Raw genomic sequence first — 23319 nt, forward strand, 5'->3', positions numbered from 1 at the left:
GTTCTTCGAACGATGCTCCCGTGCGAATCGCCAGCGACAAGCGCACTTCACCATCGATGCGACATCGAGCCTCATGCATATTCAGCGCGTGCGGTCGCGACTGACGTCGCTCCTACAACAACGGACCCTGCCTGCGTAACCCGGATTCTCGATCCTCGGTTCGTCGTACCGCTTTCTCCGCTCGCCGCAATCCGCGGCAGCGCATGACTTCCGGGCCATAACCGCACAAGAAGACGCGCGCATCGTGCGCACCGCCGACCACCACGCGGACCCGCACGATGAAACTCACCGACGCTTCCCTGCGCAATCCGGCCGCCGTCGCGGTCGTCGTGGCGATGGTCTGCGCATTCGGCCTGATGAGCCTGGGCAAGCTGCCGCTGCAGCTCTTTCCCGACATCGAACGTCCGCAGATGTCCATCCAGACGTCCTGGCGCGCCGCCTCGCCGCAGGAAATGGAGTCGGAGATCGTCGAACCCATCGAAGCCGTGATGCAGGGGTTGCCGGGGCTGGAAGAGATCGCTTCCAACGTCAACGCCGGCAACAGCTTCATCAACCTGACCTTCGCGGTCGGCAGCGACATGGACGCGATGCTGGTGGAAGTGCTGTCGCGGATGAACCGCCTGCAGCCGCTGCCGCGCGATGCGACCCCACCCGTCGTGCAGGCCGGCGCCGACAACGCCAACAACTCGTTGACGTTCTTCTTCATCCAGAAACTGCCGGGCACGAGCGGCGACATCCTCGACTACCGGCAGCTGATCGAGGACCGCATCGTGCCGCGCCTGACCTCCGTCGACGGCGTGGCCGGCGTCGAGATCAACGGCGGCGCCGAGGACGAGCTGACCATCACCCTCGACCTGGAGCGTGCCGCCGCGCTCGGCATCCAGGTCCCGGATGTCGCCGCCGTCGCCGCGCGCGCCACCGACGTCTCCGGCGGCGTGGTGGAGGCTGGCCGCCGCGAGTACGTGCTGCGTTTCGCGGGCCGCTATTCGCCGGACGCCATGGGCGACCTGATCCTGGCCTGGCGCGACGGACGTCCGGTGCGGCTGGGCGACGTGGCCGCGGTCGAGGTGAAGCGTCCGGAGCAACGCTTCTTCGCCTACCAGAACGGCAACCCGGCGATCGGCCTGCGCATCCTGCGCGAGAGCGGCGCCAACGTGCTGGATACGCTGGACGAAGTGAAGCGCGTGGTTGCCGACGTGCGCGAGGAGGAATTGAAGCCGCTCGGTCTCGACATCGCGCAAAGCTTCGATGCTTCCGTGTTCATCAACCGCGCGCTCGGACTGCTGTCGGGCAGCCTGACCGCCGGCGTACTGCTCGCCATCGGCTGCCTGTGGTGGTTCCTGCGCGATGTTCGGGCCACCGCGCTGATCGCCTGCGCGATTCCCATCTCGCTGCTCGCCACCTTCATCGTGCTGCAGCTGACCGGCCGCAGCCTCAATGTCATCTCGCTGGCCGGCCTGGCATTCGCCGTGGGCATGGTGATGGACGCGGCTGTCGTGGTGGCCGAGAACATCGTCCGCCTGCGCGAGGAAGGGATGCCAGCGACACGGGCGGCGCTGGAAGGCACCCGGCAGGTTGGCGGCGCGCTGGTGGCATCCACGCTGACCACCGTGGCGGTGTTCCTGCCGGTGATCTTCATGGACGATGTGGAAGGCCAGCTGTTCGCCGACCTCGCGCTGACGATTTCCATCGCCGTGGGCATTTCGTTGCTGGTCGCGGTCACCGTACTGCCGGCGGCCGCCGGCAGCTGGCTGCGCACGCGCCCGGGCGACGTCGCCCAGCATCGCGCCTGGTCGCGCATCAGCGACTGGGCGCTGCGCGTGACCGAAGGCCGCAAGCGCCAGTGGGCGTGGGTGGGCGGCCTGGTGCTGGCGCCGGCGCTGCTTGCCGCCCTGCTGATGCCGCAGATCGACTACCTGCCGCCAGTGAAGCGTGCCGCGGTCGATGCGTTCTTCAACTTCCCGCCCGGCATGAGCCCGGAACGCGTCAACCGCGAGATCGCGCCGGTCATCCTGGAACGCATGCGCCCCTACATGGACGGCGAGAAGGGCCCGCAGCTCAGCAACTGGTACCTCAACGTGTGGCCGGGCGGCGGCTCGCTGGGCGCGCGCGTGGTGGACCCGGACGACATCGGCGAACTGGAACGCATCGTCCGCGACGAGATCGTCGTCGGCTTCCCGGACACGCGCGCGTTCGCCAGCGAAGGCGAACTGTTCGGCAGCTTCGGGGGTTCGGCCCGCGCCATCGCCATCCACCTGCAGCACGGCGACGGCGACGCACTGACGCGTGCGGCAGAAGCCGGACGCAAGCTGCTGTCCGAGCGGTTCGCCGGCGCCAACGTGCAGGCATGGCCGAATGCGGACGCGGGCACGCCCGAACTGCGCATCCGGCCCGACGACCGCCGGCTGGCCGAAGTCGGCTGGCGTCGTCCGGAACTCGGGACCGTGGTGCGCGTGCTCGGCGATGGCCAATGGCTGGGCGAGTACTTCGACGGCGACCGCCGCCTGGCCATCATCCTGCGCAGCAACCGCGGCGATGACGTCGAACGCCTCGGCGCCGCGCCGCTGGCGACGCCTCAGGGCGGCGTGCTGGGCCTGGCCTCGCTCGCACAGGTGGACACCGTGCTGGCACCGAACCAGCTGCGCCGCATCGACCGCCGCCGCACGGTGACGCTGACGGTCGACCCGCCCGCGGCGATGTCGCTGGAGGAGGCGCTGGACATCGTCAACGACGAAATCGTGCCGTCGCTGCGCGACGCACTGCCACCCGACGCCGCCATCCGCATCTCCGGCAGCGCGGACCGGCTGGGCGAAGTGGTGCGCAGCATGGGCATGAACTTCGTGCTGGCACTGGTCGTGCTGTTCATGCTGATGGCGGCGATGTTCAAGTCGCTGCGCGACAGCGCGTTCGTCATGGCCACACTGCCGATGGCGGTGCTGGGCGGCGTCGCGGGCCTGCGCGTGCTCGACCTGGCCGCCGGGCAGACGCTGGACCTGCTGTCGATGATCGGTTTCATCATGCTGCTGGGCATGGTGATCAACAACGCCATCCTGCTGGTTGCGCAGGCCCGCGAAGCGCAGGCCGCCGGCGCTTCGCTGGACGACGCGCTGAAGCAGGCGCTGGACCAGCGCCTGCGGCCGATCCTGATCGCCGCTCTCACTGGTGTCCTCGGCGCGCTGCCGATGGCGATCAACCCTGGCCCGGGCGCGGTGATCTACCGCGGGCTGGCCGCGGTGTCCGTCGGCGGCGTGGCGCTGAGCCTGCTGTTCACCGTCGTCCTGGTGCCCGCGCTGCTCCGGTTGGCCGGCGAGCGCACGCCACGTCCGGCACGCGATGCCGACGCCGCCCTTTCCCCTGCTGTTTCCTGACCCCTCCTCCGGAGAATCCCATGCGTCCCCTGCCCAAACTGCTGATCGCCTCTGCGCTGGCCGGCGTCCTCGCCCTCCCCCTGGTGAAACTGGACGCCGATGCCAGCGCGCCTGCCGACAAGGCCGACGCGCCGCCTGCCATCGTCAGCGTCGCACCCGCCGTCAGTACCGCGTTCGCGCCGCGGCACTGGTCGCCGGGCAGTATCGTCAGCCGCCGCGATGCCCGCGTGGCCAGCGAACAGGACGGTCGCGTCGTCGAGGTGGCCGAGGTCGGCCAGCGGGTGCGCAAGGGACAGGCACTGGCCGTGCTGGACGATACCGCCCTGCGGCTTCGCGAACAGGAAGGCCAGGCAGACCTCGCCCGCATCCAGGCGCAGCTGGCGCTGGCAAACCGGCAGGAGCAGCGCTACGCGCAACTCGCCGCGCAGCAGAACATCGCCCGCGCGCAGTACGAACAGTTGCGCGCCGACCGCGATGTGCTGGCGCAGGAGCGCGCGCGCGTGCTGGCGCAACTCGCGCAGACGCGCCACCAGCGCACGCAGATGGTCGTGCGCGCGCCCTTCGACGGCATCGTCGCCGAGCGCCACACGCAACTGGGCGAGTACCTGATCACCGGCGGCTCGGTGGCGCGGCTGGTGGACACCGGCGCACAGGAAGTGCGTGTGCGCGCACCGGTCGACCTCGCCCGCCATCTCGGCACCGGCACCGAAGTGCGCGTACGCAGCGCGGGCGGAGAAGGCACCTATCCCGTCAGCGCGCTGGTCCCCGTGGGCGACGAAGCCTCGCGCCAGCTGGAACTGCGGATCGCCGTGCAGGGCCTGGACATCCCGGTCGGCACCGCCGTGGACGTGGGCCTGCCCAGCGCGGAAACGCGCATGGTGGTCGCGGTGCCGCGCGATGCGGTGGTCCTGCGCCGCGAGGGCGACTTCGTCATGCGCGTGGACACGGCCGGCAAGGCCGAGCGCGTGCCGGTGAAGACCGGTGCCGAACTGGATGGACTGGTCGAAGTCAGCGGCGAAGTCGCCGCAGGCGACCGCCTGATTGTGCGCGGTGGCGAACGCATCGAGCCCGGACAATCGCTCGACATCCAGCCGCTCGGCCCGACGGTGGCGATGCGCTGACGCGGGCCCCGTGCCTTCACTGACGGCGACGCCGCAAACGGGCACAATCCGGGCATGCCGTCGCCCTCCCCGCACGCCGCGCCCGCACGCAATCCCACGCCCAACCTGCGCGAGCGCTTCGATGCGATGCGCAACCTCGGCCCGTTCCTGCGCCAGATCTGGCAGACCAGCCGCCCGCTGACGCTGGCCAGTCTCGGCCTGCGCCTGCTGCGGGCGTTCATGCCGGTGGTCACGCTGTACATCGCGAAGCTGATCATCGACGAGGCCATCCGCCTGGTCGGACTGGGCCTGGATTTCGGCTCGCTGGGCGATGCCTGGCGCAGCGGACAGCTCGACACGCTGGCGACCCTGCTGGCGCTGGAGTTCGCACTGGCCATCGGCTCCGACCTGCTCGGCCGGCTGGTGAGCTACGCCGACGCGCTGCTGTCGGAACTGTTCACCAACGCGACCAGCGTACGGCTGATGGAGCACGCGGCCACGCTCGACCTGGAGGATTTCGAAGACCCCGACCTGCAGGACAAGCTGGACCGCGCCCGCCGCCAGACGATGGGGCGGATGAACCTGATGAGCCAGCTGTTCGGCCAGGTACAGGACGCGATCACCGTGGTCGCCTTCGCTGCCGGCCTGCTGGTCTATGCCCCGTGGCTGATCGCGCTGCTGGCACTGGCGCTGATCCCGGCCTTCGTCGGCGAGGCGCATTTCAACGCGCTGGGCTATTCGCTCAATTTCCAGTGGACGCCCGAGCGTCGCCAACTGGAGTACCTGCGCCAGATGGGCGCCAGCGTGGAAACAGCGAAAGAGGTGAAGATCTTCAACCTCCACCGCTTCCTGATCGAGCGCTATCGCACGCTGGCGGACAAGTTCTTCCTCGCCAACCGGGCACTCGCGCGCCGGCGTGCGCTGTGGGGCACGGTGCTCGCCGCGCTGGGCACGCTGGGCTACTACGTCGCCTACGGCTACATCGCATGGCGCACGGTGCGCGGCGACTTCAGCATCGGCGACCTGACCTTCCTGGCCGGCAGCTTCCTGCGCCTGCGCCAGCTGCTGGAAGGCCTGCTGATCGGCTTCTCGCAGGTCGCCGGCCAGGCACTGTACCTGGACGACCTGTTCTCGTTCTTCGAAATCGAGCCGGAGATCGCTTCGCCCGCCAACGCCGCGCCGATCCCGCGCCCGATCACGCACGGCTTCGTGTTCGAGAACGTCGGCTTCCGCTATCCCGATGCCGAGCGCTGGGCGGTGCGCCACCTCGACTTCCAGTTGCAGGCCGGCGAAGTGCTGGCGCTGGTGGGCGAGAACGGCGCCGGCAAGACCACGCTGGTGAAGCTGCTCGCGCGCCTGTACGACCCGGACGAAGGCCGCATCCTGCTGGACGGGCGCGACCTGCGCGAATACGACATCGACGACCTGCGCGCCAACATCGGCGTGATCTTCCAGGACTTCGTGCGCTACCACCTCACCGCCGGCGAGAACATCGGCGTGGGCCGCATCGAGGCGATGCAGGACCAGGCGCGCATCCGCGCCGCCGCCGCGCGCGCGATGGCCGACAAGGTGATCGACGGCCTGCCGCGCGGTTACGACCAGATGGTGGGCCGCCGTTTCAAGAACAGCGTGGATCTGTCCGGCGGTCAATGGCAGAAGATCGCCATCGCGCGCGCCTACATGCGCGATGCGCAGGTGATGATCCTGGATGAACCGACGGCCGCCCTCGACGCGCGTTCGGAGTTCGAGGTCTTCCAACGCTTCAAGGAATTGTCGGACAATCGGACCGCGGTGCTCATTTCGCACCGCTTCTCCAGCGTCCGCATGGCCGACCGCATCCTGGTCCTCGACCAGGGCCGCCTGGAAGCCAGCGGCACCCACGAACAACTCATGGCCGCCGGCGGCCGTTACGCCGAACTGTTCGAACTGCAGGCCGCGGGTTACCGCTGATTTTTCCCCCACAGGAGACACGACGTTGCGCAACGCCCACCATCGACTCGCCACCGCCCTCCTCCTCGCGCTGCCGTTGGCCGCCTGCGATTCCTCCGCCAGCGGCGACACCGCCAAGGGCGCCACACCCGCCGCCGCACAGGCCGCCCCGGCCAGCCAGCCGTCGCAGATGCTGGCCAGCGCCAAGGGCCAGATCCGCGTGACCCGCGTGGCGAGCGGCCTCGACTATCCGTGGAGCCTGGCGTTCCTGCCCGATGGCGCGCTGCTGGTCACCGAGCGCAGCGGCCAGTTGCGCCGCGTCGGTGCCGATGGCGCGGTGTCCGCTCCGATCAAAGGCGTGCCCGCGGTATACGCCACCGGCCAGGGCGGACTGCTCGATGTCGTGCTCGCACCCGACTTCGCCAGCAGCCAGCGCATCTACCTGAGTTACGCGGAGGCGGGCAGCGGCGGCACGGCGGGCACCGCCGTCGCTTACGGCACGCTGTCGGGCGACACGCTGGCGGACGTCAAGGTCATCTACCGCCAGGAACCCAAGCTCGAAGGCCCCAACCATTTCGGTTCGCGCCTCGTGTTCGACGACGCGGGTCATCTCTTCATCAGCCAGGGCGAGCGCAATCACCGTCCGACCGCACAGGAACTGGACAAGCTGCAGGGCAAGCTGGTGCGCCTGAACCTGGACGGCAGCGTGCCGCAGGACAATCCCTTCGTCGGTCGCAAGGGCGTGCGCCCCGAGATCTACAGTTACGGCCACCGCAACATGCAGGGCATGGCGCGCGACCCCCGTACCGGCAAGCTGTGGCAGAACGAGCACGGCCCGCGCGGCGGCGACGAGATCAACCTGCCCGAAGCCGGCAAGAACTACGGCTGGCCCACCATCACCTACGGCATCAACTACTCGGGCCAGCCGATTCCCGAAGCCGAAGGCAAGGTGAAGGCGGGTATGGAACAGCCCTATCACCTGTGGGAGAAATCGCCGGGTGTTTCCGGCATGGCGTTCCTCGTCGGCAAGCCCGACAGTCCGTGGAACGACAGCCTGTTCGTCGGCGCACTGGCCGAACGCAACCTGATCCGGCTGACCCTGGACGGCGACAAGATCCTGGGCGAAGAACGCCTGCTCAACGAGATCGGCGAACGCGTGCGCGATGTGCGCGTGGCCGCCGACGGCAGCGTCTATGTCGTCACCGACGAGGACGACGGCAAGGTCTGGCGCATCGAACCGCCGCAGGCGCCGTGAGTACGGCGATGCGACGCCTCCTGTTCGCCAGCGCCCTGTGCTGCGCATCGCTGGCGCATGCGCAATCGCCCATCGACTACGCGGAAGCCAAGGCCCGGGCAGACGCGGACGAGGCCTCGCTGCCCGCCGCTGCCGCCAGCGCCATGCGCGACGCACAGGGCGCTGCGCTGGACGCCGCCATCGCCGGCTGCGCTACGCCCACGGCGGATACGTCGCCGTTCGTGGTGGTGGCGGAACTCGATGCCACCGGCAAGGTGGTGCGCACCTGGCGCGAAGGCAGCACGCCGCTGGCGATCTGCGTGCAGAAGCAGATCGCCGGCAGCGCGCTGTCGGCGCCGCCGCGCGCACCGTTCTTCACTTCGTTCGAGCTGAGTTTTACCCGATGAGCGACACGACCGCCGACATCAATGCGCTCCTGCGCGCCCGGCTGCCCGCCGGCGCACCGCTGCAGATCCCGCCGCCCTGCCTGCTCGACATGCAGGGCGAACCGGTCGAGTACGTGGAAGGCCAGTCGCTGGCGATGCGGTTCCCGGTACTGCCGCGTTACCAGAATCCGATCGGGCACATGCAAGGCGGCTTCATCGTGGCCGCGCTGGACAACACGCTGGGCCCGTTCTCGTACCTGATCGCGCCGCCGAGCGTGACGACGTCGCTCAACACGCAGTACCTGCGGCCGGTCACGCCGGAAATGCCGCACATCATCTGCCATGCAAAGTTGGTGGAGCGCACGCGCAACCAGTTGTTCCTCGCCGGCGAAGTGCGCGATGACGCGGGACGCGTGCTGGTGATGTGCCAGGCGGTATGCCAGATCCTGCCGCAGAAAGGCGACTGATCCGTTTGAGCCCTCTCCCACCGGGGGAGGGGTTGGGGTGAGGGGCAACGAAGTCCCTTCCCTCTCCGATTCCTGGCATCGACCACACCCGCGATTGGCTTGGGTTTCACGGCCTTGTGGGATGGACTTTCTCTCTGGATGCATGGTGCCGCTCGCCGCGGGGGCCCTACTTTCTTTGCTTGTGCAAAGAAAGTAGGCAAAGAAAGCACACCCCGGCGGTCCGCCCGCCGCCATGCGGCGGGTGCGCAGTCCCGTCGCGAATTTTCGTGCAGGGCATCCTGCCCTGTACGAAAACGGCGCACATCCTTGTGCGCCGCCCTTCGGGTTTTACGCACCGTGACTGCCGGACCTCAGGGCCCCCGAAAGCAGACACGGACAGATCCTGGGTGCACGCCTTTGATCTGGCTTTTCAGGTTCCCCATGAGGCACGGTGAGTGGGGCGGGTAAAACCCGAAGGGCGCCGTCATGGATGACGGCGTTTCCGTATGGCACATGGATGTGCCTTACGGAAATTCCCGACCCGCTCGCGGACCCGAAGCGAAGCGCAGGGCGTGCCGCCTGGGGCGTGTTTCTTTGGTTCCTTTCTTTGCAAGAGCAAAGAAAGGGACGCCCCCGCGGCGAGCGGCGCCATGCCTGAAAAAGAAGACCCATCCCGCAAGGCCGTCAAACCAACGACATCGTGGATGTTGTGCCAGGCGGAGCAACCTGAAGAAACGGGCTTCGTCGCCCCTCACCCCAACCCCTCTCCCGCAGGGAGAGGGGCTCAACAGCTCAACGCCACTCGAACCGGTCCCCATCCAGCATCGCGGGGAACCGTTCCCGGTGCGCCGCCAGCGCCTCGGCCGAGATCGTCGTCGTCGTCACGCCCTCGCCCGCCGGCAACTCCACCACCGGCTGTCCGAGCATGTCGATCACCGCGCTGTCGCCGCTGTACTCATGCCCGTTGCCATCCGTGCCCGCACGATTGACCGCCGCCACGTAGCACAGATTCTCGATCGCGCGTGCGCGCAGAAGCGTCTTCCACGGGTACGCGCGCGGCGCTGGCCAGTTGGCGACGAAGAGTTGCAGATCGAAGTCGAGTTGCCCGGGGCGCTCGACGTCGTAGCGGTTGCGCGCGAATACCGGGAAGCGCAGGTCGTAGCAGACCAGCGGATTGATCCGCCAACCTTTCCATTCCACCGTCAGCCGATCACGACCGGCGGCATAGCGCTTGTGCTCATTGGCGTAACGGAACAGATGGCGCTTGTCGTAATACTGCAACCCACCATCCGGCGTCGCGAACAGCAGGCGGTTGAACACGCCCTCCGCCGTGCGCAGTTGCACGCTGCCGGTGACTGCCGCATCGAGCTTCGCCGCCTGTTCGCGGATCCACGTGATCGTCGGGCCGTCCATGCCTTCGGCCTGGTCGATGGCCTCGTTGCTGAAGCCGCTGGTGAACGTCTCCGGCAGGATCACCAGATCGGTCTGCCCGGCCAGCGGCGCGATCAGGCCGCCGTAGTAATCGCGGTTGCCCGCCGGATCGTGCCAGCGGGTTTCTCCCTGGACGAGGGAAATGCGGAGATCCTTCGCCGGACCGGACTCGCTCATCACAGCGTCTTCAAGCGTTCGATAGCCGCATCCAGCGTCGCGTCGTTCTTGGCGAAGCACAGGCGCGCCAGGCGCTGGCCGGCCGGCGGAGTCTCGTAGAACGGCGACAGCGGAATGGCAGTGACGCCATGCTCGATGGTCAGCCACTTCACGAACTCGGCATCCGGCAGGTCGCTGACCGCCGAATAGTCGACCAGCTGGAAGTAACCGCCCGGCACCGGCAGCGGTTTGAACTTCGTGCCCAGCAACTGCTCGCGGAAACGGTCGCGCTTTTCCTGGTAGAACGCACCCAGCTGCTCGTAGTGCTCGGGTTCGTCGCGGATCATCGCGGCGAACGCGTGCTGCGCCGGCGCGAACGTGCAGAACACGTTGTACTGGTGCACCTTGCGGAATTCCGCGCTCAGCGCCGGTGGCGCAATCGCATAGCCGATCTTCCAGCCGGTGCAGTGGTAGGTCTTGCCGAAGCTGGACACCACGAAGGCGCGCGCGGCCAGTTCGGGGTAGCGCAGGATGGATTCGTGGCGGCGGCCGTCGAAGACGATGTGTTCGTACACCTCGTCCGAGATCAGGTAGATGCCGGTGCCTTCCAGCAGCGCGGACAGCGCGCGGATGTCGGACGCGTCGAACATCGCGCCGGACGGGTTGTGCGGGCTGTTGACGATCAGCAGGCGCGTTTTCGGCGTGATCGCCGCACGCACGCGGTCCCAGTCCACCGCGAACGTCTGCGGGTCCAGCGGCACGTGCACGGCACGCGCGCCGGCCAGGTCGATGGCGGGCTCGTAGCTGTCGTAGGCCGGGTCCAGCACGATGACCTCTTCGCCCGGACGTACGACCGCATGGATCGCGTTGAACAGCGCCTCGGTGGCACCGCTGGTCACGGTGATCTCGGTGTCCGGGTTCACCTCGCGGCCGTAGCAGCGCAGCACCTTCTCGGCAATGGCCTGGCGCAGCGGCGCCACGCCCGTCATCGGCGCGTACTGGTTGTGCCCGGCGCGCATGGCCGCGTCCAGTTCGTCCACCAACCGCGGCGGCACCGCGAAATCGGGGAAACCCTGCCCCAGGTTGACCGCGCCGTGCTCGGCGGCCAGCTGCGACATCACGGTGAAGATGGTCGTGCCCACCTTGGGCAGCTTGGTCTGGGGCTGGAACATCCCGGGTCAGGCACTCGATGAGGGGGGAGGTGGAGTGTACGCGCTCGGCATTACGCGCGATGATGCGGCCATGGCCGAACACAGCGTTCCCGCCGATGGCACCGGAACCGGGGATGTCCCCGACGCGGAACGCGCGCGGCTGGCCACCGCCTGGGCCGCCGCGCACTACTTCGTCAGCGTCGGTCGCCAGGAGTGGCTGTTCCGCACCGGCACGACCGCCGAGGACGTCGAGCGGCAGGTCATGGCCAGCCGCTATCTGTTCATCACCGCATGGAATCCCCCGCCCGGCGACACGCCGCGGCATCTCAACGACGATGCGCAGGAGCGCCTGCATGCCCGCCTGCACACGCTGGGGCTGGCGTTCCACCCCGCGCTGGGCTGCAACAACCAGGGCGGCATGGTCGAACACGGCTGCCTGGTACTAGACGCCACGCTGGAGCAGGCCGACAGCCTGGCGCGCGAATTCGGCCAGGGCGGCACCCTGTTCTGGCACGCCGATGCACCCGTGCGCCTGCGGATGATGTGGCCGCGGCCGCCGCAGGCCGATGGCGATCCGCATACCGACTGGGTGGGCTGAGCCGCCGCGACCGTATGTCGCAGGCAGCCGGACCGGCGCCTCCGTTTAGAATGGGCGGCTGAGCCTCCAGGACACCCCAGCCTCCCTCGCGGGAACGCCCGATCCGATGACCGACGCCGCTCCCCGCCACCCGCCGTTGCTGGCCGCCCGCGCCCTGGCGTTCTCGCGCAATGACGAGCCGGTGTTCGGACCGCTGGATTTCGCCGTGGACGCCGGTGAGGCGCTGCTGGTGCAGGGCGGCAACGGGGTCGGCAAGACCACCCTGCTGCGGGTGCTGGCCGGCCTGCTTCGGGCCGATGCCGGCCAGATCGACATCGATGGCCAGCCCGCCGGCCCTTCGCGCCGCGCGCACGCGATGGCCTACCTGGGCCACCTGCCGGCGCTGAAGGCGGACCTGAACACGCTGGAGAACCTCAACTTCCTCTGCGGCCTGCATGGCCGTCGCGCGCGCCAGATGCCGGGCAACGCGCTGGCGATGGTCGGCCTGGCCGGCTACGAGGACGCCCTCGCCCGCCAGCTCTCCGCCGGCCAGAAGAAACGCCTGTCGCTGGCACGCCTGTGGCTCTCGCCCTCGCCGTTGTGGCTGCTGGACGAGCCCTACGCCAACCTTGATCTGGACGGCATCACCCTGGTGAACCGGATGATCTCCGCGCACCTGCGCGAAGGCGGCGCCGCGCTGGTCACGACGCACGGCGCCTATGCCGCGCCGCCGGTGCAGACGCGCATGCTGGTGATGGAGCGCCCCGCATGAACACCGCGCCATCCCTCTTCCAGACCGCCCGCGCCTTGGTAGCGCGCGACGTGCAGCTGCTGTGGCGTCGCCGTGGCGATGCGCTGCAACCGGCACTGTTCGCGCTGCTGGTGGTCGTGCTGTTCGCGCTCGGCCTGGGCACCGCGCCGCTGGTGCTGTCGAAGGTGGCGCCGGCCGTGGTGTGGGTGGCGGTGCTGCTGGCCGGCCTGCTGTCGCTGGACACGCTGTTCCGTGGCGATGCCGAGGACGGTTCGCTCGAACAGTGGATCCTCGCGCCAGTGCCGCTGGCCTGGCTGGTGCTGGTGCGCGTGCTGACGCACTGGGCCACCACCGCACTGCCGCTGGTGCTCGCCGCACCGCTGCTCGGCGAGATGCTGCACCTGCCGCGCAGCGAACTGCCGATGCTGCTGGCCACGCTCGCACTGGGCACGCCGCTGTTGAGCCTGCTGGGTGCGGTGGTCGCGGCGCTGACGGTCGGCATGAGGCGCTCTGGTATCCTTGTGGCCCTGCTGGCGCTGCCGCTCTACGTGCCCGTGCTGGTGTTCGGCGCGGGTGCCGTCGCCGCCAGCGCACAAGGGCTGGATGCCTCCGGCGCCCTCCTCTGGCTGGCCGCCGGCCTGTTGCTCTCGCTGCTGCTGGCGCCGCTGGCCGCCGCGGCGGCGATCCGCATCGCCCTGACCTGAAGACCGCCGCCGCATGAATCCTCTCGTCCGCTGGTTCCACCAACTTGGTTCACCGCCCTACTTCGACCGCTTCGCGGCGCGCTGGACGCCGTGGTGCTACCTGGCGGCGGTGGTACTGCTCGGGCTGGGCCTGTGGCAGGCGCTGTTCGTGGTGCCGGCCGACTACCAGCAGGGCGACAGCTTCCGCATCCTCTACATCCACGTGCCCAGCGCATGGATGAGCATGTTCGTGTTCGGCCTGATGGCGTTCTACGCGGCCATCGCGCTGGTCTGGCGCATCAAGCTCTGCGAGATCCTGGCGATGGCGTGCGCGCCCACCGGCGCTGCGTTCACCGTCATCACCCTCGCCACCGGCAGCATCTGGGGCAAGCCGATGTGGGGGACCTGGTGGGACTGGGATCCGCGCCTGACCACCGAACTGATCCTGCTGTTCCTCTACCTGGGCGTGATGGGCCTGTACGGCGCCATCGACGACCGCCGCAACGCCGCGCGCGCGGCCGGGCTGCTTGCCATCGTCGGCGTGGCGATCCTGCCGGTGATCCGTTACTCGGTGGTGTGGTGGAACTCGCTGCACCAGGGCCAGACGATCCGCGTGTTCGGCGAGTCCAGCATGGACGACAGCATGATCCTGCCGCTGGTGCTGATGGTGGTCGCCACCAAGTTCTGGTTCGCCGGTTCGCTGCTGGCACGCGCGCGCGCCGACAACCTGCGCCGTGAATCCGGCAAGGACTGGGTGGCGAAGCTCGCCGCCGCGAAGGAGGCCACACCGTGAGCTACCTCGAATACGTCATCGGCGCCTACGCCGTGTTCGCCGTCGTGCTGGGCTGGGACTTCCTGGCCCCGCGCCTGCAGGTGCGCCGCGAACTGCGCGCCGTCCGCCAGCGCGTGGCGCGCGATGCGCGCCGCAGCGCCGCCCCCGTCGACCTGGAACGCTGACCGATGAATCCCGTGCGCCGCCGCCGCCTGCTGTTCGTGCTGCTCGCCGTCGTGGTGGCCGGCATCGCCACCACGCTGATCGCGATGGCGCTGCAACGCAACGTGGCCTACCTGTACACCCCGGCCGAAGTGCTGCGTGGCGAAGCCGGCGAATCCCGTTTCCGCCTCGGCGGCATGGTGGAAAAAGGCTCGTTCAAGCGCGAACCCGGTTCCCTGACCTCGCAGTTCGGCGTCACCGACGGCGATGCGCAGCTGACCGTGCGCTACGACAAGATCCTGCCCGACCTGTTCCGCGAGGGGCAGGCCGTGGTCGCCACCGGCTCGATGCAGGACGGCGTGTTCGTCGCCACCGACGTGCTGGCCAAGCACGACGAGGCCTACATGCCGAAGGAAGTCGCCGACAAGATGGGCAAGGCGCACCAGAAGCACGACGTGCCGGCCGCGCCTGCGGAGTCGGCGTATTGATCGTCGCGCCTGTCCCGCGCCTGCGCCTGGGCATCGGCCACGCTGCTCGCCCGATCTGCGTTTTCACCCACTCCCGCTCCGGGACGAGGCAATGGACTTCTGATGCTCCCTGAAATCGGACAAATCGCGCTGATCCTGGCGCTGCTCGTCGCCATCCTGCAGTCGGTGTTGCCGCTGGCCGGCGCACACCGCAACAAGGCCGCCTGGATGGAGGTGGCGCGCCCCGCCGCCTACGCGCAGGTGTGGCTGTTGACGTTGGCCTTCATCGCGCTGACCGCGGCCTTCGTGCAGCAGGACTTCTCGGTCAAGTACGTAGCCGGCAACTCCAATTCCCTGCTGCCCATGGTCTACCGCTACACCGCGGTGTGGGGGTCGCACGAAGGCTCGCTGCTGCTGTGGGCGCTGGTGCTGGCGCTGTGGACCGGCGCGGTGGCGCTGTTCTCGCGCAGCCTGCCCGAGGTGGTGATGGCGCGCGTGCTGGGCGTGATGGGCGTGGTCACGGTCGGCTTCCTCGCCTTCCTGATCTTCACCTCCAACCCGTTCGTCCGCCTGCTGCCCTCGCCCGGCGAAGGCCGCGACCTCAATCCGCTGCTGCAGGACCCGGGGATGATCATCCATCCGCCGCTGCTGTACGTGGGCTACGTGGGCTTCGTGGTGCCGTTCGCCTTCGCCATCGCCGCGCTGCTGGATGGCCATGTGGATGCGCGCTGGCTGCGCTGGACGCGGCCGTGGACGAACGTCGCCTGGGGCTTCCTGACCCTGGGCATCGCGCTGGGCAGCTGGTGGGCGTACTACGAACTGGGCTGGGGCGGCTGGTGGTTCTGGGATCCGGTCGAGAACGCCAGCTTCATGCCATGGCTGGTCGGTGCCGCGCTGATCCATTCGCAGGCGGTCACCGAGAAGCGCGGCGTGTTCCGCGGCTGGACCCTGCTGCTGGCCATCGCCGCGTTCTCGCTGTCGCTGCTCGGCACGTTCCTGGTGCGCTCGGGCGTGATCACCAGCGTGCACGCCTTTGCTGCCGATCCCACCCGCGGTGTGTTCATCCTGATCTTCCTCGGCATCGTCATCGGCAGCTCGCTCCTGCTGTACGCGCTGCGCGCACCGCAACTGGCCGATGCCGACGGCGAGAAGCGCTACTTCTCCGCCAGCTCGCGCGAGACGCTGCTGCTGGCCAACAACCTGCTGCTGACCGCGGCCTGCGCGATGGTGCTGCTGGGCACGCTGTACCCGCTGATCGCCGATGCATTGGACCTGGGCAAGATCTCGGTCGGCCCGCCGTACTTCAGCCTGCTCTTCATCGTGCTGATGGCGCCGCTGGTGGCGCTGGTGCCGTTCGGGCCCCTCACCAAATGGCAGCGCGACACGCCCGGCAAGCTGATGGCAATGCTGCTGCCATGGGCCGGCCTGGCGCTCGTGCTCGCCGCCATCGCGTACTTCATGGCGCCGCAGGGCAAGCTGAAGGCCGCCGCCGGCATCCTGGGCGCGGCCTGGGTCGGGCTGGGCACGCTGCGCTTCATCTGGCAGCGCCTGCGCGCCAACGGCCGCTTCACCCCGGAAATGCTCGGCATGACGCTGGCGCATACCGGCATCGCGGTGTTCCTGGTCGGTGCGCTGCTGGTGGAAGCGCTGAACGTGCAGCGCGAACTGGCGGTGAAGCCCGGCCAGACCGTCGAGGTCGGCCGCTGGGGCTTCCACTTCCAGGGCGTCGATGAAACCCAGGGCCCCAACTACCTGTCCGACCGCGGCCACGTGCAGGTGCTGCGCGATGGCAAGCCGGTGGTTCTGCTGCACCCGGAGAAGCGTGCCTACGCCAGCGGCGGCCAGGTGATGACCGAGGCCGGCATCAAACCGGGGTTTCTGGGCGATGTGTTCGTCGCCATCGGCGAGCCGCTCGGCAACGGGGCGTGGGCGCTGCGCGTGCACATCAAACCCTTCATCCGCTGGATCTGGCTCGGCGCCGCGCTGATGGCGCTGGGCGGCTTCGTCACCGCCGCCGACCGCCGGTTCCGGAACCACAAGAAAGCCGAGGCGCGTCCCGCATGAACAACGCTTCCGAACTCCCACCCTCGCCGCCGCGCTCGCGTGGCGCACTGACGTTCGCGCTGGTCATCATCGGCCTGTTCTTCGTCGGCCTGATGGGCCTGCTGTACTACGGCGTGTCGCAGTCCGACCGCGCCGGTCGCGATGCGCTGCCGTCGCCGCTGATCGGCAAGCCCGCACCCGCGTTCGACCTGCCGCTGCTGCACGACCCCGCCAAACGCGTCACCAACGCCGACCTCGCCGGCCAGCCCTACGTGATGAACGTGTGGGGCAGCTGGTGCCCGGAGTGCCGCGTCGAGCACCCCATCCTCACCCAGTTCGCGCTGACCAAGCGCGTGCGCTTCATCGGCTACAACCTCAAGGACGAACGCGAGGACGCGCTGCGCTGGCTGGACCAGTTCGGCAATCCCTACATGATGGTGGTTGCCGACCTTGAGGGCCGCACCGCGATCGACTGGGGCATCTACGGTGCGCCGGAAACCTTCCTCGTCGACGGCAACGGCGTAATCCGCTGGAAGCACGTCGGCGCGATCGACCAGGCCATCATCGACCACCAGCTGATCCCGGCGCTGGACAAGATCGAAGCCGACCAATGAGCGCATTCCCGACATCAGTGCTCCACCGTAGAGCCGCCGAGCTTGCTCGGCTACGCGATGCCGGAACGAAGAACAGCCGAGCAAGCTCGGCTCTACGGTGGTTGCTCGCGTTATGCTTGGCTGCCTGTAGCTTCGCTGCGTTCGCGCAGGCCAGCGACCCCACCCCGCTGCAGTTCACCGACGCGGCGGAGGAAGCACGCTTCCACACGCTCACCGCGGAACTGCGCTGCGTGATGTGCCAGAACCAGTCGCTGGCCGACTCCAACGCGCAGATCGCGCACGACCTGCGCCGCGAAGTGCTGGACCTGATGCGCCAGGGCAAGAACGACGCGCAGGTGAAGCAGTTCCTGGTCGACCGCTACGGCGAATTCGTGCTGTACAAGCCCGACGTCGCACCCGGCACCTACATCCTCTGGTTCGGCCCGCTGTTCCTGCTGCTGGCAGGCGGCGTGTGGGTCGGCCGCATCGTGGCCAAGCGCGCGCGACAGCCCGCACCCGCCACCGACGACACCGACCAGGAGTGGTGATGACCCCCTTCGTGATCCTCGCCATCGTGCTGTCCCTGGCCGTGCTGCTGGCCGTGCTGTGGCCGTTGTGGCGCGAGGCGCGTGGCCTGGTGATCGCCGGCGTGGCGACGCTCGGCATCGCCACGTTCGCGCTGTACCGCGTGGTCGGCACGCCCGCCGCGCTGGAGCCGCAAGCCACGACCGCCGGCATGCCCGCCACGCTGGACGAAGCCGTCGCGCAGCTGGAAGCCGAACTCAAGAAACAGCCGAACGAACCCGAAGGCTGGCGCCTGCTCGGCAAGTCGTACGCCGCGCTGCAGCGCTACGGCGATGCGCAGAAGGCGTTCGAACGCGCGGTACAGCTGCTGCCCACCGATGCCGACCTGCTGGTCGAAGCCGCACAGGCCCGGCTGTTCGCCAATCCCGAGCGCAAGCTCGATGCCGAGGCGATCGACCTGCTGGACAAGGCCATCGCCATCAATCCCGACCACCAGCGCGCGCTGTGGTTCGTCGGCCTGGCGCAACGTCAGGAAGGCAAGCACGCCGACGCCGCGAAGACCTGGGAGCCGCTGCTGGCCAAGGTCGATCCCAACACCGCCGCGACCCTGCGCACGCAGATCAACGAAGCCCGCGCCGAGGCGGGCCTGCCGCCGCTGGCGGAGACGGCACCCGCACCCGCCGCGGATGCCGCGCCTGCGCTGCTTACGGTGACCGTGGACCTGGCGCCCGCGCTGAAGAGCAAGTTGGCGCCCGACGACACGCTGTTCGTGTTCGCCCGCCAGATGGGCGGCCCGCCGATGCCGGTCGCCGCCAAGCGCCTGCCGGTGTCCGCCTTCCCCGTGACCGTGCCGCTCAGCGATGGCGACAGCCCGATGCCGACGCTGAAGCTGTCTCAGCTGCCGCAGGTGCAGCTGGTCGCCCGCGTCGCCAAGGGCAGCGGTCCGGCCGCGCAGTCCGGCGACCTGGAAGCCGACGCCGTCACCGCCGACGTCAACGCCGGCAAGACTTACACGCTGACGATCGATCGCGTGGTGCCGTAAGGCGCGTCATCGCCTGCTTGGTCTAGCTCCTTCTCCCTGCGGAGCGGGGAGAAGGTGCCCGGAGGGCGGATGAGGGACCGTGCGCGGTGCCGATACATCCGCCGATCCCTCCCGTCTCCGTTCGCCCCTCACCCGCCTTCGGCACCCTCTCCCCGCTGCGCAGGGCGAGGGGTGTCGACCCGACATCGCGCGCGGGTCGTCGTGCGCGGCACCTACATGACATGGCATCGCCTCTGCGCCATGCCTACACTCCGGCGATGATCCATTTCCCGCCTGTCGCATGAGCCGCGCACGCCTCGTTTCCCGGCTCGCGCCGTGGATCGCCGCACCCGCCCTACTCGGACTCCTGCTGCCGCTGCAGCGCGCGTGGATGCCGGGCCAGGGATCGATCGGCTGGGCCTTGGACCTGTTCGCGCACTGGCAGCCGCTCTACGCCCTGGCATGGCTGCTCGCCTGCGCGCTCGGCGCGCTGCGCGACAGGCGCTGGCTGCTGGCGCTGCCGTTGCTCGCCTTGCCATGGTTCACCGCCAGTCCCGTCGCACCGCACGCGGACGGGCCACCGGAACTGGTCATCGCCGTCGCCAACGTCAACATCCGCCAGCGCGACCCCATGGCACTGCTCGACTGGCTGGATCGCCAGCCGGCACACATCGTCGTGCTGACCGAGCTATCGCCCGACTACGCGGAGGCGCTGGCGCGGCAGGGATACGGCGGGTTCCCGCACCGGGCATTGCATCCGCTCGCATCGCCGCCGGGCCTGGGCATCCTGTCCGACCGTCCCCTGCACGATGTGCGCGTGGTGGCCGACCGTCTCGGCGCATTGCGGATGGAGATCGGCCTGGACATTGAAGGACGTCGCGTTCGCTTCGTCGCGGCGCACCCGAAGCCGCCAATGGCCACGCGCAAGTACCGCGCACGCGATGACCTGTTGCGCGAACTGGCGGCATCGGCACAGCAGACGCCGATGATCGTCGCCGGCGACCTCAATGCGACGCCTTGGTCCAGCGCGCTGCTGGGTACCGATCTGCGGTCGCTGAGACGTGCCACAGGCTGGACACCGACGTATCCGAACGAAGGCAAAGGTCTGTTCAGCATTGGCATCGATCACGTGCTGGTCTCGTCAGGGTTCGCGCAGACGGGCGCGGAGCGTGGGCCCGACATCGGTTCGGACCACCTGCCGGTGCGTGCCGGGCTGCGGTGGCGGGGCGAATAGCGGCGCCCGGATCGCTACACTTGGCGGATGACCGAATTCACCCCCCCCGGTACCCGCTTCCATCCCCTGCCCTCGCCGTTCCGCATGAAGCGCGGCGGCGAGCTGCACGGGGCGCGGATGGCGTACGAGACCTGGGGCACGTTGAACGAACGCCGCGACAATGCGGTGCTGATCGTCACCGGGCTGTCGCCGGATGCGCATGCCGCACGTAACGCCGGCAACGAGGCCGAGGGCTGGTGGGAAGCGATGCTCGGTCCGGGCAAGCCGATCGACACCGACCGCTGGTTCGTGGTCTGCGTGAACTCGCTGGGCAGCTGCAAGGGCTCGACCGGCCCCGCCTCGATCAATCCGGATACCGGTGCGCTGTACCGCCTGGACTTCCCCGAGCTGTCGGTGGAAGACGGCGCGAACGCGGCGTTCGACGTGGTGCGCGGACTGGGCATCGAGCAACTGGCCTGCATCATCGGCAATTCGATGGGCGGGATGACGGCGCTGGCTTACCTGCTGCTGCATCCGGGTGCGGCGCGCACGCACATCAACATCTCCGGCAGCGCGCAGGCGCTGCCGTTCTCGATCGCCATCCGCTCGCTGCAGCGCGAGGCGATCCGGCTGGATCCGAACTGGAACCACGGCCAGTACGACGACGAGACATATCCGGAATCCGGCATGCGCATGGCGCGCAAGCTGGGCGTGATCACCTACCGCTCGGCGCTGGAATGGGATGGCCGCTTCGGCCGCGTGCGCCTGGAATCGGATCGCCCGGACGAGGAGCCGTTCGGCCTGGAGTTCCAGGTGGAAAGCTATCTGGAAGGCCATGCGCGCCGGTTCGTGCGCCGCTTCGATCCGAACTGCTATCTCTACCTGAGCCGGTCGATGGACTGGTTCGATCTTGCCGACTATGCCGGTGAAGAGCGGGCGGACGGTGACGTGGAGAAGGGGCTGGCGAAGATCCGCGTGCAGCGGGCGCTGGCGATCGGCGCCACCACCGACATCCTGTTCCCGCTGCAGCAGCAACAACAGATCGCCGAGGGGCTGGCGGCCGGCGGGGCGCAGGCGGAGTTCCTGCCGCTGGAGTCGCCGCAGGGGCACGACGCCTTCCTGGTGGATTTCGAGCGGTTCGGGCCGGCGGTGGCGGAGTTCCTGGGCTCGATCTGAGCGTGGATTGCTCCCTTCTCCCCGCTAGGCGGGGAGAAGGTGCCCGGAGGGCGGATGAGGGGCAAGCGCGGTACTTGCCCATGCGCCGAAGCGCTCCCACTCCGTTCGCCCCTCACCCGCCTTCGGCACCCTCTCCCCGCACGCGGGGCGAGGGGAAACACTGGCCATCCCGCACCGCACGACCCCCTCCACGCCCCGGCCGGCTAAAATGGCCCCACTCTCTCAAGCGGGCCGTGCCATGACCCTCGATTTCCCCGGCGCCGACAAGCTGGTCGCCTCGCTGGACGCCGCCGTCACCTTGGGCGACGACCGTGCCGTCACCGATGCGTTGCGCAAGTCGTTGTGCGAACTGATCTGCGACGAGGAGGTCAGCCTGCCGGCCTGTGTGCTGGAGCCGATCTCCGACCATTACGCACGCCGTGAGCTGTACACCAGTCCGGAGCATGGCTACAGCGTGATCGCGATGACGTGGGGTCCGGGCCAGGGCACGAAGATCCACGATCATTCGGGCATGTGGTGCGTGGAGGGCGTGTGGCGCGGGCGGTTGGAAATCACGCAGTACGAGCTGGCCGAGCACGACGATGTGCGGTACCGCTTCGTGCCGGCCGGCACGATCGAGGCCGGTACGGGCTCGGCGGGCAGTCTGATTCCGCCGCACGAGTACCACACGATCCGCAATCCGAGCGACAAGGCGATCGCGGTCAGTCTGCATGTGTACCAGCGCACGATGGTCCGCTGCGGGATCTTCACGCCGGAGGAAGAGGCCGGCGCCGAGGGCTGGCAGCGCCGCGGCGAGCGGCTGCTGGGCACGGACCAAGTCAACTGAGGCCGCTGGCCCGGCCCCTGTCGGCCGGGAGCCGGGCTCGGCTATACTTCGCGTCCGCGCCGGAGTGGCGGAATGGTAGACGCAGCGGACTCAAAATCCGCCGCCCTTAAAAGCGTGTGGGTTCGAGTCCCACCTCCGGCACCAAGATCAAACCCTGGACCTCCAGGGTTTTTTCGTTTGGGACATGGAGTGCTTTCGCAGAGTGGGTGGAGCCCGGTTCTCGATGCGACGATCATGCTGAGCCAACATTTCCTGTTCTTCTTCGCCATGCTCGGCGCCTTCAACGGCATCGCTGCAGCAGCGTTTCTCTGGTGGCAGGCGAACGGCAGGCCGACGCAGCGTTGGCTGTCGCTGCTGATCCTGGCGGTCAGTGTGCGGGCAGGAAAGTCCGTGGCGTTCTACTTCTGGCCACATGTTCCCAAGATCGTCCTCCAGATCGGCCTGACCGCCTGTTTCATGATCGGGCCCTGCTTGTTCTTCCTGGTGCGTTCGAGCCAGGGCGACAGTCCCGCACCCGGGCGAGCCGACCGTTGGCATATCGTCGGCTTGCTGATCATTGCCGCCGCCGTGAACATGTTTCTGCCCTATGCCGACCATCTCGATCTTTGGCGACACATCATCGTGCCGACGATCACTTACACGTGGCTGGGCTACCTGCTGCTGGCCACGGCGCAGGTGTACCTCCACCGCACACGACTTCCACGTGCGCCATCCGGCACGTTGCTGCTGGGGGTCGTAGGCAGCATCTGGTTGATCTGGATCGCCTACTACACGTCCGGCTACACCTCCTACATCGTGGGAGCGCTGTCCTTCACCTTTGTTCTGGCGGCGAGCGTCCTGGTCTACCTTCGCCTCCGGTCCGGCCAAGCCACGATCGAGCCCTATCAGGATCGGCGGATTCCGCAGCCCGAGGCCGTCGCGCAGTTGGAGATCTTGGCGGAGTTGATGGCGCGCGAGCGCTTGTACCTTGACCCTGCCTTGACCCTGCCCCGCCTTGCTCGCCGGCTCGGCGTTCCACAGATCCGCCTGTCGCAGCTCCTGAACGACAACAACCAGACCTCGTTCAAGCAGTACCTGGCGCAACTGCGCGTGGGCGAGGCGAAGACGCTGCTGCGACATGTTCCCCCCAAGCCGCTCGACGTCGTGGCCGAAGAAGCGGGCTTCCAATCGATGTCGACCTTCTACAGTGCCTTCAAGAAGGTGGAAGGCACCACCCCGGCGGCGTTCCGACAAAGCGTCCCGACTCCGGGAATCGATTCCTAGAGTCCTGAAGCAGATTCCAACGCATTGATTCGAAAAGGCGCCTGTA

22 protein-coding genes and 1 tRNA gene are annotated in these 23319 nt (G+C 68.4%); 21 read left to right on the plus strand and 2 right to left on the minus strand.

All coding sequences use genetic code 11. The features are described from left to right. Positions 1-278 precede the first annotated feature (278 nt). Genes ACSQ1W_RS10600 through ACSQ1W_RS10625 form a run of 6 tightly spaced genes read left to right on the plus strand, consistent with a single transcriptional unit; the run spans position 279 to position 8484 of the window. Positions 279-3368: an efflux RND transporter permease subunit gene (locus ACSQ1W_RS10600; RefSeq protein WP_436043367.1), complete on the plus strand. Its 3090-nt coding sequence runs from the start codon at positions 279-281 to the stop codon at positions 3366-3368. A 20-nt stretch (positions 3369-3388) separates the two neighbouring features. After that, positions 3389-4489 (plus strand): efflux RND transporter periplasmic adaptor subunit, encoded by a 1101-nt coding sequence (locus ACSQ1W_RS10605; RefSeq protein WP_436043369.1) that lies wholly within the window; start codon positions 3389-3391, stop codon positions 4487-4489. 54 nt (positions 4490-4543) lie between these two features. Continuing rightward, entirely contained in the window at positions 4544-6418 is a 1875-nt protein-coding gene (locus ACSQ1W_RS10610) for an ABC transporter ATP-binding protein (RefSeq protein ID WP_436043370.1), read from the plus strand. A gap of 25 nt (positions 6419-6443) precedes the next feature. Continuing rightward, positions 6444-7652, plus strand: a complete 1209-nt coding sequence (locus ACSQ1W_RS10615; RefSeq protein WP_436043372.1) for a PQQ-dependent sugar dehydrogenase — start codon at positions 6444-6446, stop codon at positions 7650-7652. A gap of 8 nt (positions 7653-7660) precedes the next feature. Beyond that, entirely contained in the window at positions 7661-8038 is a 378-nt protein-coding gene (locus ACSQ1W_RS10620; RefSeq protein ID WP_436043374.1) for a hypothetical protein, read from the plus strand. Beyond that, positions 8035-8484, plus strand: a complete 450-nt coding sequence (locus ACSQ1W_RS10625; protein ID WP_436043375.1) for a PaaI family thioesterase — start codon at positions 8035-8037, stop codon at positions 8482-8484. The genes ACSQ1W_RS10620 and ACSQ1W_RS10625 overlap by 4 nt, the downstream gene beginning before the upstream one ends. Before the next feature lie 771 nt (positions 8485-9255). On the opposite strand, the gene ACSQ1W_RS10630 is transcribed toward ACSQ1W_RS10625, so the two are convergent. After that, entirely contained in the window at positions 9256-10071 is an 816-nt protein-coding gene (locus tag ACSQ1W_RS10630) for an amidohydrolase (protein ID WP_436043377.1), read from the minus strand. Further along, the gene (locus tag ACSQ1W_RS10635) at positions 10071-11222 is read right to left on the minus strand and encodes a pyridoxal phosphate-dependent aminotransferase (protein WP_436043379.1); all 1152 of its coding nucleotides are present in this window, start codon (positions 11220-11222) and stop codon (positions 10071-10073) included. The genes ACSQ1W_RS10630 and ACSQ1W_RS10635 overlap by 1 nt, the downstream gene beginning before the upstream one ends. Positions 11223-11292: 70 nt before the next feature. Between ACSQ1W_RS10635 and ACSQ1W_RS10640 the strand changes: the two genes are divergently transcribed. From ACSQ1W_RS10640 to ACSQ1W_RS10710, 15 genes are all read left to right on the plus strand, one after another. Then, on the plus strand, positions 11293-11799 hold the full coding sequence (locus tag ACSQ1W_RS10640) for a DUF3293 domain-containing protein (RefSeq protein ID WP_436043381.1): 507 nt from the start codon (positions 11293-11295) through the stop codon (positions 11797-11799). A gap of 106 nt (positions 11800-11905) precedes the next feature. Then, positions 11906-12550 carry a heme ABC exporter ATP-binding protein CcmA gene (gene ccmA / locus ACSQ1W_RS10645; protein WP_192271536.1) on the plus strand — a complete coding sequence of 215 codons (645 nt, stop codon included), beginning with the start codon at positions 11906-11908 and terminating at the stop codon, positions 12548-12550. After that, on the plus strand, positions 12547-13233 hold the full coding sequence (gene ccmB / locus ACSQ1W_RS10650; protein ID WP_192271537.1) for a heme exporter protein CcmB: 687 nt from the start codon (positions 12547-12549) through the stop codon (positions 13231-13233). The genes ccmA and ccmB overlap by 4 nt, the downstream gene beginning before the upstream one ends. 13 nt (positions 13234-13246) lie before the next feature. Next, positions 13247-14005, plus strand: coding sequence for a heme ABC transporter permease (locus ACSQ1W_RS10655; protein ID WP_192271539.1), 759 nt, complete (start codon positions 13247-13249; stop codon positions 14003-14005). Next, complete coding sequence (ccmD, locus tag ACSQ1W_RS10660; RefSeq protein WP_436043383.1) at positions 14002-14169, plus strand: heme exporter protein CcmD; 168 nt, start codon at positions 14002-14004, stop codon at positions 14167-14169. The genes ACSQ1W_RS10655 and ccmD overlap by 4 nt, the downstream gene beginning before the upstream one ends. A 3-nt stretch (positions 14170-14172) precedes the next feature. Beyond that, positions 14173-14634, plus strand: coding sequence for a cytochrome c maturation protein CcmE (gene ccmE, locus ACSQ1W_RS10665; RefSeq protein ID WP_436043384.1), 462 nt, complete (start codon positions 14173-14175; stop codon positions 14632-14634). Between the two features lie 102 nt (positions 14635-14736). After that, positions 14737-16677: a heme lyase CcmF/NrfE family subunit gene (locus ACSQ1W_RS10670; protein ID WP_436043386.1), complete on the plus strand. Its 1941-nt coding sequence runs from the start codon at positions 14737-14739 to the stop codon at positions 16675-16677. Further along, positions 16674-17270 (plus strand): DsbE family thiol:disulfide interchange protein, encoded by a 597-nt coding sequence (locus tag ACSQ1W_RS10675; protein ID WP_436043388.1) that lies wholly within the window; start codon positions 16674-16676, stop codon positions 17268-17270. Before ACSQ1W_RS10670 ends, ACSQ1W_RS10675 begins: the two co-directional genes overlap by 4 nt. Before the next feature lie 116 nt (positions 17271-17386). Beyond that, positions 17387-17797, plus strand: coding sequence for a cytochrome c-type biogenesis protein (locus tag ACSQ1W_RS10680; protein ID WP_436043390.1), 411 nt, complete (start codon positions 17387-17389; stop codon positions 17795-17797). Then, positions 17797-18816 carry a tetratricopeptide repeat protein gene (locus ACSQ1W_RS10685; RefSeq protein ID WP_436043391.1) on the plus strand — a complete coding sequence of 340 codons (1020 nt, stop codon included), beginning with the start codon at positions 17797-17799 and terminating at the stop codon, positions 18814-18816. The genes ACSQ1W_RS10680 and ACSQ1W_RS10685 overlap by 1 nt, the downstream gene beginning before the upstream one ends. Positions 18817-19096: 280 nt before the next feature. Continuing rightward, positions 19097-20029, plus strand: a complete 933-nt coding sequence (locus tag ACSQ1W_RS10690) for an endonuclease/exonuclease/phosphatase family protein (protein ID WP_436043393.1) — start codon at positions 19097-19099, stop codon at positions 20027-20029. 27 nt (positions 20030-20056) lie between these two features. Beyond that, the gene (gene metX / locus ACSQ1W_RS10695; protein ID WP_436043394.1) at positions 20057-21184 is read left to right on the plus strand and encodes a homoserine O-acetyltransferase MetX; all 1128 of its coding nucleotides are present in this window, start codon (positions 20057-20059) and stop codon (positions 21182-21184) included. A 238-nt stretch (positions 21185-21422) separates the two neighbouring features. Further along, the gene (locus ACSQ1W_RS10700; RefSeq protein WP_192271558.1) at positions 21423-22010 is read left to right on the plus strand and encodes a cysteine dioxygenase family protein; all 588 of its coding nucleotides are present in this window, start codon (positions 21423-21425) and stop codon (positions 22008-22010) included. A 58-nt stretch (positions 22011-22068) separates the two neighbouring features. Beyond that, positions 22069-22154: transfer RNA gene (locus ACSQ1W_RS10705), tRNA-Leu, on the plus strand. Between the two features lie 90 nt (positions 22155-22244). Next, positions 22245-23273, plus strand: a complete 1029-nt coding sequence (locus tag ACSQ1W_RS10710) for a helix-turn-helix domain-containing protein (RefSeq protein ID WP_436043396.1) — start codon at positions 22245-22247, stop codon at positions 23271-23273. Positions 23274-23319: the final 46 nt, after the last annotated feature.

The organism is Pseudoxanthomonas sp. LjRoot143 (genome assembly GCF_964252945.1).
Lineage (GTDB): Bacteria > Pseudomonadota > Gammaproteobacteria > Xanthomonadales > Xanthomonadaceae > Pseudoxanthomonas_A.